General features: G+C 29.6%; 15 protein-coding genes. 1 reads left to right on the forward strand and 14 read right to left on the reverse strand.

Annotated features, from left to right (window positions below):
- Positions 1 to 42: 42 nt before the first annotated feature.
- The 5 genes from BN2409_RS02650 to BN2409_RS02670 all read right to left on the reverse strand — a co-directional run bounded on the left by BN2409_RS02650 (position 43) and on the right by BN2409_RS02670 (position 4,598).
- Complete coding sequence (locus BN2409_RS02650) at positions 43 to 357, reverse strand: hypothetical protein (RefSeq protein ID WP_053955114.1); 315 nt, start codon at positions 355 to 357, stop codon at positions 43 to 45.
- Positions 358 to 422: 65 nt separating this feature from the next.
- Positions 423 to 1,796 carry an MATE family efflux transporter gene (locus tag BN2409_RS02655; protein WP_330375360.1) on the reverse strand — a complete coding sequence of 458 codons (1,374 nt, stop codon included), beginning with the start codon at positions 1,794 to 1,796 and terminating at the stop codon, positions 423 to 425.
- Between the two features lie 61 nt (positions 1,797 to 1,857).
- A complete protein-coding gene (locus BN2409_RS02660; protein ID WP_053955115.1) occupies positions 1,858 to 2,613 on the reverse strand; it encodes a DUF4184 family protein in 756 nt (251 codons plus the stop codon).
- Between the two features lie 326 nt (positions 2,614 to 2,939).
- Positions 2,940 to 3,812: a ParB/RepB/Spo0J family partition protein gene (locus tag BN2409_RS02665; RefSeq protein WP_053955116.1), complete on the reverse strand. Its 873-nt coding sequence runs from the start codon at positions 3,810 to 3,812 to the stop codon at positions 2,940 to 2,942.
- On the reverse strand, positions 3,813 to 4,598 hold the full coding sequence (locus BN2409_RS02670) for a ParA family protein (RefSeq protein ID WP_053955117.1): 786 nt from the start codon (positions 4,596 to 4,598) through the stop codon (positions 3,813 to 3,815). It lies immediately after the preceding gene.
- A gap of 148 nt (positions 4,599 to 4,746) precedes the next feature.
- Between BN2409_RS02670 and BN2409_RS02675 the strand changes: the two genes are divergently transcribed.
- Positions 4,747 to 5,016 carry a TMEM165/GDT1 family protein gene (locus tag BN2409_RS02675; RefSeq protein ID WP_053955118.1) on the forward strand — a complete coding sequence of 90 codons (270 nt, stop codon included), beginning with the start codon at positions 4,747 to 4,749 and terminating at the stop codon, positions 5,014 to 5,016.
- 80 nt (positions 5,017 to 5,096) lie between these two features.
- Here BN2409_RS02675 and noc read toward each other — a convergent pair whose 3' ends face one another.
- The 9 genes from noc to rpmH all read right to left on the reverse strand — a co-directional run bounded on the left by noc (position 5,097) and on the right by rpmH (position 12,328).
- On the reverse strand, positions 5,097 to 5,897 hold the full coding sequence (noc, locus tag BN2409_RS02680) for a nucleoid occlusion protein (RefSeq protein WP_053955119.1): 801 nt from the start codon (positions 5,895 to 5,897) through the stop codon (positions 5,097 to 5,099).
- 121 nt (positions 5,898 to 6,018) lie between these two features.
- Positions 6,019 to 6,738: a 16S rRNA (guanine(527)-N(7))-methyltransferase RsmG gene (rsmG, locus tag BN2409_RS02685; RefSeq protein ID WP_053955120.1), complete on the reverse strand. Its 720-nt coding sequence runs from the start codon at positions 6,736 to 6,738 to the stop codon at positions 6,019 to 6,021.
- Positions 6,731 to 8,623 (reverse strand): tRNA uridine-5-carboxymethylaminomethyl(34) synthesis enzyme MnmG, encoded by a 1,893-nt coding sequence (gene mnmG / locus BN2409_RS02690; RefSeq protein WP_053955121.1) that lies wholly within the window; start codon positions 8,621 to 8,623, stop codon positions 6,731 to 6,733. Before mnmG ends, rsmG begins: the two co-directional genes overlap by 8 nt.
- A 12-nt stretch (positions 8,624 to 8,635) precedes the next feature.
- Complete coding sequence (gene mnmE / locus BN2409_RS02695; RefSeq protein ID WP_053955122.1) at positions 8,636 to 10,015, reverse strand: tRNA uridine-5-carboxymethylaminomethyl(34) synthesis GTPase MnmE; 1,380 nt, start codon at positions 10,013 to 10,015, stop codon at positions 8,636 to 8,638.
- 177 nt (positions 10,016 to 10,192) lie between these two features.
- Positions 10,193 to 10,810 carry an RNA-binding cell elongation regulator Jag/EloR gene (jag, locus tag BN2409_RS02700; protein ID WP_053955123.1) on the reverse strand — a complete coding sequence of 206 codons (618 nt, stop codon included), beginning with the start codon at positions 10,808 to 10,810 and terminating at the stop codon, positions 10,193 to 10,195.
- Position 10,811: 1 nt separating this feature from the next.
- Positions 10,812 to 11,474 (reverse strand): YidC/Oxa1 family membrane protein insertase, encoded by a 663-nt coding sequence (locus BN2409_RS02705; RefSeq protein WP_242847900.1) that lies wholly within the window; start codon positions 11,472 to 11,474, stop codon positions 10,812 to 10,814.
- Between the two features lie 26 nt (positions 11,475 to 11,500).
- Positions 11,501 to 11,710, reverse strand: coding sequence for a membrane protein insertion efficiency factor YidD (gene yidD / locus BN2409_RS02710; protein ID WP_053955124.1), 210 nt, complete (start codon positions 11,708 to 11,710; stop codon positions 11,501 to 11,503).
- Between the two features lie 10 nt (positions 11,711 to 11,720).
- Positions 11,721 to 12,056 (reverse strand): ribonuclease P protein component, encoded by a 336-nt coding sequence (gene rnpA / locus BN2409_RS02715; RefSeq protein WP_110942907.1) that lies wholly within the window; start codon positions 12,054 to 12,056, stop codon positions 11,721 to 11,723.
- A 137-nt stretch (positions 12,057 to 12,193) separates the two neighbouring features.
- Positions 12,194 to 12,328 carry a 50S ribosomal protein L34 gene (gene rpmH / locus BN2409_RS02720; protein WP_053955125.1) on the reverse strand — a complete coding sequence of 45 codons (135 nt, stop codon included), beginning with the start codon at positions 12,326 to 12,328 and terminating at the stop codon, positions 12,194 to 12,196.
- Positions 12,329 to 12,571: the final 243 nt, after the last annotated feature.

Consider the following 12,571-nt stretch of genomic DNA (forward strand, 5'->3'; position numbering starts at 1 on the left):
TATCAAATCAACCTATAGTACATATATTATGCATACCTTCTTTTATATGTGTTGAATGAGTATCCTTACATGATCTACATGAAATATTTTTTTTATAGTATTTAAATATTCTCTTAAGATAATGGCTCTATAATTTTCACTATGAGTAATCAAAAGCATGTCCTTTTCATGTTTTTTTATTTGAATCAAAGTATTAAAATATTTTTCAAAATCCTTTGGATTGATTTCTCTTTTTAATATTTGAAATTCTTCTTCTATAGAAGTATTTTTTAAACGATCCTCCATAGGAGTAAAATCCTCCATATAAATTTCTTTTGGAATATCTAACATAGATTTCATATAAATCTCTTCATTCATCATCCTATCTCCCTATCTCTTTTACTCATATTATATCAAAGATATAAAAATTTCATTCTTATTTTTTATTGATCCGTTCTATGTCTCATTCGCATTTGAGGACTTTTATAAAGAAGCATCATAAACCATGTAGTTAAAATAATTCCTTTAATAACACTACTCATACTAATACTCCACCATACTCCATTTAATCCTAATAATTTTTCAGAAGAAATAATCTTTGCTACTGGAACTCTAAGACCAGTAAAAACAATTCCTATAACAGATGGAGGAATTGTACGTCCAATTCCATTGAAAGCTCCAGTTGTAGTAATTTCTATACAAATAAACAATTGAGACAAACCTAAAATTCTTAAATATTCAACTCCATAATCAATCGCCTCTTTTTCTGGTATAAATACTGAAAATATGGGCTTTGCTCCTAATATTAATAACAACGTTGCAAAAACTCCTATACATCCTACTATTCCTAGAGCAATAAAATATCCTTTATAAATTCTTTCTCCTTTTCTTGCTCCATAATTTTGGCCTACAAAAGTTCCAAGAGCTGTTGAGAATCCTCCTGCTGTCATCCAAGAAATAGCTTCAATCTGAGCACCTACCTTTTGAACTGCAATGGGTACAGGCCCCCAATGAGCAACAATTCTTGCAATAAACATAGAAAATATAGTAAACAAACCATTTTGAAACCCTACAGGAGATCCTATTTTTATTATTTTTTTCATATAATCCATTTCTGGTTTCTTAAATAAAGAAAAGTTATTAAATAGTATAAATTTTCCTCTAATATTTAAAATAAAGCTTATAGTTACAATCAATTGAGCACTAATAGTTGCAATAGCGGCACCCTTTACTCCTAAAGCAGGAATAGGACCTAATCCAAATATTAATAAAGGATCTAATAACATATTTGCAACTAGTCCAATACAATTCATAATAAAAGGAGTTTTACTATTTCCATAACCATTTAAAATTCCTGTTAATACAGGATTTAAAAAATAAAAAACAAAGCCTAAGGTTACAATCACCAAATAATCAATAGCTTTTTCAATAACCTCTTGATCTCCTATATTAAAAAAGTCAATAAGTTCGTTTCGAAACAATAAAATAACCGCTCCATATAATATGGCTAACAAAATAATCAATTGAATTGTATTTTGAACATATCCTTTTGCACTCTTTATATCCTCTTTTCCTATAGATTGAGCCACTCCTATTTCAGCAGCAGTCTTTGGTATTAATATAAATGCCATAGCAAGCCAAGTAAAAAATCCTGCTGTTCCTACAGCTGCTACAGATTTGCTTCCTACCCTTCCAATCCAGATCATATCTGTCATATTGTAAGCCATTTGAACAAAAGCAGTACCTGTAATGGGGATAGCTAGTTTGATTAAAGCTTTTGAAATACTTCCCTCTGTTAACTTCGTATTTTTCATCATAATATTTTCTCCTTCTATAACTATAAATCTTCATATATATAAAATATGATTGATTGCATCATTATATCATATACCTATTTGTTCTATTTAAAATAGAAAATACCATCATTCCTATTATGATTCCATCAATAAATGTAACTATATAAGTCCCTATATAAAAAATATGTATCTGATCCATTAAAGAGATTCTTCCTAATAAAAAAAGTACAGCTATCATGAAAATAAAACTATAATAAAAAAGTTTTCTCTTTGTACTCCAATAGAAAAGAGAATAATTTTTAAACCTTCTCTTTTGATAGATATAAAAAAGAATAATGAAAAATCCTAAAAAAGTACTTCCATGCTGCAGCAATTTATAAACTGGGATAAAATGATTCATTATTACAATATTTTTTGTTAAAAGCGAAATTTTTTGTACAAAAAATCCTCTGCCATGAGTAAATCCATCCCACAAGACATGAGAAATCATTCCTAATAAAGATGAATATACAAAAATAATATATTCATTTATAGAACTTAATCTCCATTTTTCATAAGCAATATAACTATACCAACGATCTAATGGAGTAGGTAAGCTCATGATAAAAGATTTTTTTATCAACATATGAAATAAATAAGCAAAAATAAAGCATAGTGGTAAATTTAAAACAAAAAATCCTAATAAAGAATGACCAATTGTTCTTATTGGTCTAAATTTTAAAAAATATTCAAAATCTGGAGCCATACTTCCTAAAATCAAAGCTGTTAAATTAAAATACTTTGTATACTTGTCTTTGATAGGTAAAACAATAGCTGGATGTGAAAAAGTAAATGGCATATATTACCCCTTTTCTTTTATACTCTGTCAAAAAACAAACCGCTCTATAGCGGTTCCAGACTGTTGACAAACTATATTTTAGCAAAGTCATAAAAATGAGGAATAATTATTGAGAATTTGTGAAAATATAGAATAAGTGAGAAAATGATTAGCATCACACTGTTTGAGCATAGCGAGTTTGTAATGCTATTTTCGATCGTTTCTTTATATTTTCCAAATTTGAAATTACAAGCTAAAACCACTTTATAACAGTTCTTATTTTATATCAATTTTAACATAATTTTCTACTTTTATGACCTCTTTTTATGAAAGTTTCACATGAAACATCAGCTTACACTTCCCCTTAATACCTCTATTAATCTTTCTAATTCATCCTCGCTATAATATTCAATTTCTATTTTTCCTTTTTTCTTACCCTTTATGATATTTACTTTTGTTCCTAGCCTTTCTTTTAACACATCCTCTATATAAGAAATATGATTATCTTTTTTTATTTTGGGTTTAGGTTGTTCTTTTTTATTTTCGAGCATCTTTGTAATAATATTTTCTGTTTCTCTTACAGATAAACCATTTTGAATGATTCCTTCAGCCAATTGCTTTTGTAAATTATGATCTCCTATACGCAGTAAAGCTCTTGCATGTCCACTAGAAATCAATTGATCAATCAACATATTTTGCACTTCTTCTGTCAGATTTAAAAGTCTTACGGTATTGGCAATATAAGGTCTACTTTTTCCAATGCTACATGATATTTCTTCTTGGGTAACTTTATATTTCTCCATCAAATTCTTATATGCAAAAGCTTCTTCTATAGGATTTAAATCCTCCCTTTGAATATTTTCTATTAAAGCAATCTCCATACGTCCCTGTTCATCTATCTCTTTTATGATACATGGAATTTCATCTAATTCTGCTTGTTTACAAGCCTTCCATCTTCTTTCTCCTGCTATGATTTCATATCCTTGTCCAATAGGTCTAATAACAATAGGTTGAATGACTCCATGATTTTTAATAGATTCTGATAAAGTTTCTAATTTTTCTTTATTAAAATGTTTACGAGGTTGATTTTTATTAGGTCTAATTTTATGAATAGAAATCATTTCTATATTTCCTTTATTCTCATTTTGAATATCATCATCTTTTTTGTCTGGAATCAAAGCACTAAGCCCTTTTCCTAAAACATTTCTTCTTTTAGCCATCTAGATCACATCCCCTTCTATATCTTCTTCTAAATATAAAAATTCTTCCGCAAACTCTGAATAGGCTTGTGCTCCTTTAGATTTTGGATCATATTCGATAATAGATAAACCATAGCTTGGAGCTTCTGCAAGTCTTACATTTCTAGGTATCAACGTAGTATATACTTTTCCTTTAAAATATTTTTTTACTTCATCTACTACTTGTATAGATAGGTTGGTTCTCCCATCAAACATACTTAAAACAACCCCTTGAATTTGAAGATTTGGGTTTAAATTATTCCGTACTAATTCAATGGTATTCATAAGTTGACTAACTCCTTCTAGGGCATAATATTCACATTGAATGGGAATCATCACGCTATCTACTGCCGTTAATGAGTTAATTGTTAGAAGCCCCAATGAAGGTGGACAATCTATAAAAATATAATCATATTCATCCTTTACCTTGTTTATGGCATTTTTTAATTTGTTTTCCCTATCTTCCAGATAAGTCATTTCAATTTCGGCTCCTGCTAATTGAACACTGGAAGGAATAATGGATAGATTTTCTTTTATATCTTTTATAATACAATCTGTAATATCTATATCATGAATTAATAGATCATACATAGTTACATCTACATGATCTTTATCTATTCCTAAACCACTTGTTGTATTTCCTTGAGGATCTATATCTACAACAAGTATTTTTTTTCCTTTACTAGCCAAACATGCACTTAAATTTACATTTGTTGTGGTTTTGCCTACACCACCTTTTTGATTAAAAACTGCAATCACTTTTCCCACCCTAATCACCTCATCTATTTTTATATTAATATAGACTTCGTTATGGCTTTTATTATTCCTCTATAAAGACTCAGAAAATTCGTTCTAAATCAAAATTTTTTTCATATAATATATCATGTTTCATTCCTATCTTTAGGAGGGCTTTTATATGCTTCGGGTTATTATGACTTCTTTTTGGATTGTATTTATTGCAGAATTAGGAGATAAGACACAACTTCAAACTATGCTTTTAGCTACTCAATCAAAATCTATATTAGGTGTATTCATTGGGGCTTCTTGTGCATTAGTACTAAGTGCTTTTTTAGGAGTACTGGCAGGATCTTATATTACAAAATTCATTCCTCCACATTATCTTCAATTTGCTGCTGGAATTGCCTTCATCATTATTGGAGTACTCACATTATTAGGAAAAGTATAATGTGCAAATCTCTCCAACAAATACATAGCTATATTTTCCTATTTAGACAAAAAGCCGCAGGATAAATGCCTGCAGCTTTTCTACTGTTTTTTAGGAATTCTTACAACTACTTCTACATATTCGCCTTTGTCTAATTGTTTATATTCGGCATTTAACCCCGTTTCTTTAATAGCATTATATGCATTTTTTAAAGTATTTAAATAAATTCTAAAATTAAAAGCACTTTTCATTCTTTGCTTTGAATTTTCTTCTTTCGGTCTAGTCATTTCTTCTAATATTTCTGTAATTCTCTTTTCTGTCTTTTTTACATTTAAATCTTTTTCTAGAATTTCTTTCATGACCATAAGCTGAAGCTTTTCATCATGAAGCTTAAGTAATGCTCTTCCATGTCTTTCTGTTAATCCATTTTCAATAAGCAATTCTTGTATTCTATCTGGAAGTTTCAATATTCTTAATTTATTGGCAATAGTAGATTGATTTTTTCCCACATTTTTTGCAATTTCTTGTTGAGTCAAATCATGATCTTCCATTAAATGAAGATATCCTTGTGCCTCCTCTATAAAATTTAAATCTTCTCTTTGTAAATTCTCAATTAACGCCAAAACAGCAGAATCTTCATCGCTCATTTCTGATACAATAGCTGGAATAGTAATTAAATTAGCAAGTTTTGCAGCTCTTAATCTTCTTTCTCCTGCTACAAGCTCATAACTATCCTCACCTATTTTTCGAACACTGATAGGCTGTAATACTCCATATATTTTTATAGATTCACTCAATTCTTCGAGATTGCTTTTTTTAAATACTCTTCTAGGTTGATAAGGATTTGGTAATATGGAATCGACCGGAATTTGCAGAACTGCTATGTTTTGATCTTTTATCATCACTGATCTTCCCCTTATACAGAACTATTCTAAATTATATTTATTCGTCAAAAATATGATACTTCCTTCCATTTTTTTAAATCTTTTCATAATTTTATTCAACAAAATACTTGACAACTCATTATATAAGTGGTTTTTTCGTTGGAGTTCCTGCTTTTCTTGGGTATTTTGTCGAAGTTTCTTTGATCTTTTGTATCACAACAACATTATGATGAAGATCAGAGAAAGGAAGAGCTATATCTCTTTTTTCTATAAACTTTCCTCCCAATATTTGAATGGATCTTTGTGCATTTTCCATCTCCTCTTCAATATTAGGTCCTTTTTGACAAATAAAATATCCTCCAACCCTTACAAATGGTAAACAATATTCGCATAAAATATTTAGTTGGGCTACAGCTCTCGCTACAGCTACATCATATTTTTCTCTAAAATCTTTATTTTGTCCATAATCCTCTGCTCTTCCATGTTCAAAAGATACATTTTTTAAACCTATGTCATTACATACTGTTTCTAAAAACTTAATTCTTTTATTTAAAGAATCTAATAAAGTTAATTGAACATCCTTATCATAAATATGAATAGGGATACCAGGAAATCCAGCTCCTGTTCCTACATCTATTATTTTATCACCTTTTTTAATATAAGGAATACTCATACAAGATAAAGAGTCTAAAAAGTGTTTGATCATTACTTCTTGATCTTCTGTAATAGCCGTTAAATTCACATTTTTATTCCATTCCACTAATAAATCTTTATAAGTTAAAAATTGATTGATTTGCTCTTCATCTAAAGAAAGTCCTAATCTCTTAGCTCCTTCTCTTAAAATCTCTTCATTATTCATTTTTTTCACCTCTTCTTCTTTGCTGTTCTAAATAAATTAAAAGAACAGAAATATCAGCAGGAGATACTCCAGATATACGAGATGCTTGTCCTACTGAAAGAGGTTTGATGGAATCTAGCTTTTGTCTTGCCTCTATTCTTAATCCATCTATTTTACTATAATCTATATGGGCACTTAATTTTTTCATTTCAAGCTTTTTAAATTGTTCTATTTGTTTTAATTGTTTTTCAATATATCCTTCATACTTAATTTGTATTTCACATTGCTCTATTACTTCAATAGGAAGATCCTTTCGATTTTGATCTACTTCTTCTAAAATATTATAAGTAATCTGAGGTCTTTTTAATAAATCATATAAAGAAATACCATTTTTTAGAGGTGCCTCATTTATATTTTCAAGTAAATCATTAATTTGAGAAGGTTTTATATTTGTTTCTTTTAATCTTTTCATTTCTTGTTCTATTTTTTCTTTTTTATTTAAAAATTTATTCCATCTCTCTTCTGTCACAAGTCCTATCTCATAACCTTTTTGTGTAAGTCTTAAATCTGCATTATCTTGTCTAAGTACAAGTCTATACTCTGAACGAGAAGTCATCATTCTATAAGGTTCATTGGTTCCTTTTGTTACTAAATCATCAATTAAAACGCCTATATAAGCCTCCGAACGATCCAATATAAAAGGGTCCTTGCCCTCCATTTTAAGGGCTGCATTCATTCCTGCCATAAGTCCTTGTGCAGCTGCTTCTTCATATCCTGAACTTCCATTAAATTGTCCTGCTGAAAACAATCCTTCAATATCTTTGCATTCTAGTGTTAAATTTAATTGCAAAGGATCTATACAATCATATTCAATAGCATAAGCAGGTCTCATAATTTTTACATTTTCAAGTCCTAAAATACTTCTATAAAACTTTAATTGTACATCTTCTGGAAGACTTGTAGACATTCCTTGTACATACATCTCATTTGTATACAAACCTTCTGGTTCAATAAAAAGCTGATGCCTTTTTTTATCTGCAAATCTAACGACTTTATCTTCTATAGAAGGACAATATCTAGGTCCTGTTCCTTCAATATCTCCTCCATACATGGCCGATCTATGAATATTTTCTTTAATAATTTCGTGAGTATTTTCATTTGTATATGTAAGCCAACAAGGAACTTGTTCTTTTTCTAAAGAATCATTCATAAAAGAAAATGGAACAATTCTTTCATCTCCAGGCTGCTTCTCCATTTTAGAAAAATCTAACGTTTTTTGATCTACTCTTGCAGGTGTTCCTGTTTTAAATCTTCTCATATGAAGTCCAATATTTTTTAAGCTTTGAGTAAGCTTTTTAGAAGGAGCCAATCCATTAGGTCCACTTTCATAATTTACCCCTCCTATAAATATTTTGCCTCCTAAATAAGTACCTGTAGCTAAAATAACAGTTTTTGCATAATATACAGATCCAGTACTCGTGACTACACCTTTTACCTTTTGATCCTCTACAAGAATTTCAATAACTTCACCTTGTTTTAAATCTAAATTAGGTTCATTTTCTAATACTTTTTTCATTTCCATATGATAAAGCTGTTTGTCTGCTTGAGCTCTTAGGGAATGAACAGCAGGTCCTTTTGCAGTATTAAGCATTCTACTTTGTATAAATGCTTTATCAATAATAATACCCATCTCTCCTCCTAATGCATCAATTTCTCTTACTAGATGTCCTTTTCCTGTACCTCCTATAGAAGGGTTACATGGAAGCATAGCTATAGAATCTAAATTGATTGACAATAATAAAGTACTATATCCCATTCTAGCTGTAGCTAAAGCAGCTTCACAACCTGCATGTCCAGCTCCAATAACGATTGTATCAAAATTTCCTGCATCAAATTTTTCAAACATATATTTTTCCTCCTACTTTCCTAAACAAAAATTAGAAAATATTGTATCGAGTACATCTTCTCCTACTGTATCCCCTGTAATCTCTCCTAAATATTCCCACGTATTTTTGATATCTACCTCTATAAAATCTAATGCAAGTCCATGATCAATAGCTTTAATCCCTTCTTTGATGCTTTCTTTGGCTCTCTCTAAAGCATTTTGATGTCTTACATTTGTAACAAAAGAAGCTTCTCCTTGTTTGACTTCTCCCCCATAAACCATATCTACAATCGTATCTTCTAATTCCTCCATACCTTCTCCTGATAAAACGGACAATTTAATTATTTTTTTATTTGGAAGTATTTTTTGTATTTCATCTTTCGTAAAAATCTCAGGAAGATCTATTTTATTGAGTATTACGATAGCTTGTCTATTAGAAAGATATTTCATAATTTCTTGATCTTCATCTGTTAAAGGCTCTGAAGCATTTAAAACAAATATAATTAAATCTGCTTTATTAAAAAATTCTTTACTTCTTTCTACTCCTATTTTTTCTACTACATCTTCTGTCTCACGAATTCCAGCTGTATCTATAATTTTGAGAGGAATTCCTTTGATACTGATATATTCTTCAATCACATCTCTTGTAGTTCCTGGTACATCTGTTACGATTGCCCTTGATTCTTTTAAAAGAGCATTCATAAGGGATGATTTGCCTACATTGGGCTTTCCTATAATAACAGTACTTAATCCGTCTTTTAGTATTCTTCCTGTGTGAGCACTTTCTAAAAGTTTATGAATATCCTTATAAATATGCTCAGCTTTTTCTTTTAATTCATGATAAGTAATTTCTTCAATATCTTCATCTGGGAAATCAATATTTACCGTAATATGAGCCATCATCTCTAATATATCATTACGAATTTTTTTGACTTCTTTTGATAAAGATCCTTCTAATTGGTCTAAGGCTACATCAAAGCTCTTATCTGTTTTTGCGCTAATTAAATCCATTACTGCCTCTGCTTGTGATAAGTCAATTCTTCCATTTAGAAAAGCCCTCTTTGTAAATTCACCAGGCTCTGCCATCCTTGCTCCATTTCTTAATACCATTTCTAATATTTTTTTGACAGGAACAATTCCTCCATGACAATCTATTTCTGCTATATCTTCAGCCGTATAAGTAAAAGGGGCCTTCATATAGGTAACCAAAACTTCATCAATCACATGTTTTGTACTAGGATCTATTATTTTTCCATGAGTTAATCTTCTGGATGAATACTCTTTTATAGATTTTCCTTTTGTAGGAATAAATATTTGATCTAATATTTTTATAGAATCTGGTCCACTTAATCTTACAATCCCAATACCAGCTTCTCCTGGTGCAGTAGCAATAGCTGCGATTGTATCACTCATCTTCTCACCTCTTTATCAAAATCAATATCTATTTTATATCAAAAATTCTCATCTTGCTACGATAACTATTCCATTATATGAAAAAATTTTTTTTACTTCTATAATAGTATGCCTCATAAATTCAATGAAATTACAAAACAACAATAAAACCCAGTAATACCTACTGGGTTTTTACACTTATTTTGCTGCAATAACAACCTTCCTAAAAGGTTCTTCTCCTTCGCTTTTTGTATATACATAAGGATGATTTTGAAGGGTAGAATGAATAATTCTTCTTTCATATGGGTTCATAGGTTCAAGTCTAATGTCTTTTCTTTTAATCTTTACTTGATTAGCAAGCTTATTGGCAAGTCTGATTAATGTTTGCTCCCTTTTTTTCCTATATCCTTCTGTATCTACCACTACTCTTATGTAGTCATCTCGATCTTTATTGACTACTAAACTGACTAAATATTGAAGGGAATCTAGAGTTTGTCCTCTTCGTCCAATTAAGATTCCCATATCATTTCCTATAATCTCTACTTCTAATTGATCCCCATTTTGTTTTGTGTTACATTTTGCTTCTATATTCATATCTTTAAATATACTTTTTAAAAATTCTATTGCTTTATCTCCTGGAGAATCTATAATCATTACTTTTACTTTTGCTGGTTTTGTTCCAAAAAAACCTAAAATGCCTCTGCTTGGTTCTTCTAGTACTTGAATTTCTACTTGATCACGTGCAACTTTTAATTCGTCGAGGGCATTTTTCACAGCTTCTTCTACAGTTTTTCCTGCCTTCTCTGTGAATTTCATGTTATTTTAATTCCTCCTTAGTTTTTGCAGCTTTTGGCATTAAAACTTGCTGAACTATTTGGAATACATTACTTACTACCCAATATAAACTAAGTCCTGCTGGAAAACCTCTTCCCATCCATAAAATCATAATTGGAAATACCATGTTCATAGTTTTCATCGTTTGATTTTGAGCTGCATTTCCTGTACTTGCAGTATTCATAGAAAAATAAGTAGTAACAGCTGCAAGTACTGGTAATATAATCTTATCTGGTTGACTCAAATCTGATATCCACAAAAAAGCCTCATGTGTAGCATGAACAAAGCTAGGATCTGTAATATATTTTGTAGGATCTCTAAGCACTGAAAAAAGTCCAAATATAATAGGCATTTGAATTAATAACGGTAAACACCCTCCAAAAGGATTAATTTTATATTCCTTATAGAGTTCCATAGTTTTAATGTTCATTTTTTCTTTATCATTTTTATATTTTTCTTGTATTTCTTTTAATTTCGGCTGAATTTCAGTCATTTGCCTTGTACTTTTTAGCTGTTTTATAGTAAGTGGTACTAAAATTAATTTGATAATCACCGTAAATAATATAATAGATATACCATAATTTCCAATTAACTGATAAAACCAGTTTAAAAGAAGACTCATTGGTTTAGCTATAATAGCTATCAAATTTTTTACCCCCTGTCATTTCTATTCTATTTTAAAGGGTCATATCCTCCTGGATGAAAGGGATGACATTTTAATATTCTCTTTATACTTAATAAAATTCCTTTCATTGCACCATATTTTGTAATAGCCTCTATTGCATATTGAGAACAGGTCGGATAAAATCTACAAGTTTTAGGCATAAGAGATGAAATATATTTCTGATAAAGCTTCACCATTCCTATCAATATTTCCTTCAAATGATTTCACCTATTTCAATATCTTAGATTTTTTTAAAATATGAGCCACTGCTTTTTCTACTTCTTGATAAGTTGCATCATTTATATTGACTCTTGCAATAAAAATCAAATCATATCCTTTTTCTATTTGCTGATTATATATACGAAAGGCTTCCTTTATTAGCCTTCGAGCTCTATTTCGATCTACACTTTTTCCAACTTTTTTACTTGCAATAAAACCTATTCGATTATATACCTGATTATTTTTCATATAAAACAATACCAATTGTCTATTAGCCATTGAATTACCTTTTGCGTATATTTTCTTAAAATCAGCATTTTTTCTTAATTTTAATATATCTTTCATTCATTTTCCTTCCTTTTTCCTACAAAGTATCCCTTATCATAAAATCTTTTTTAAAAAGACTTTATTTATAAGTAGACTTTGTTACAATACATAATAAAAATCATGTATTATAGAAAAAGGCCACTTTATGCGGCCTCTTATGCAGTCAATTTCTTTCTGCCTCTTAATCTACGTCTTTTTAATACATTTCTTCCAGCTTTAGTACTCATTCTTTTTCTAAATCCATGTTCTTTTTTTCTTTGTCTTTTTTTAGGCTGATACGTCATTTTCATATACAAACACCTCCTTCAAAACTTGCATATATATTTCAATGAATATAATGTACTCTAAAATTGAGCATTTACTAAATTATTATAACTGCCCATTAAAAATATGTCAAGGAGGTTATCTTTCTCATTTTTTTGTGGATAATTTAAACACATAATATTTTTGTTGTGGATAATTTTTGTCATATGATTGAAATCAGTTTTTTATTTTGATATGATTAAGAAAGATTGTTTATATGTGAAGAAATT

Origin of the sequence: Inediibacterium massiliense, from assembly GCF_001282725.1 — a bacterium.
In the GTDB taxonomy this organism is placed as follows: Bacteria; Bacillota; Clostridia; order Peptostreptococcales; family Thermotaleaceae; genus Anaerophilus; species Anaerophilus massiliensis.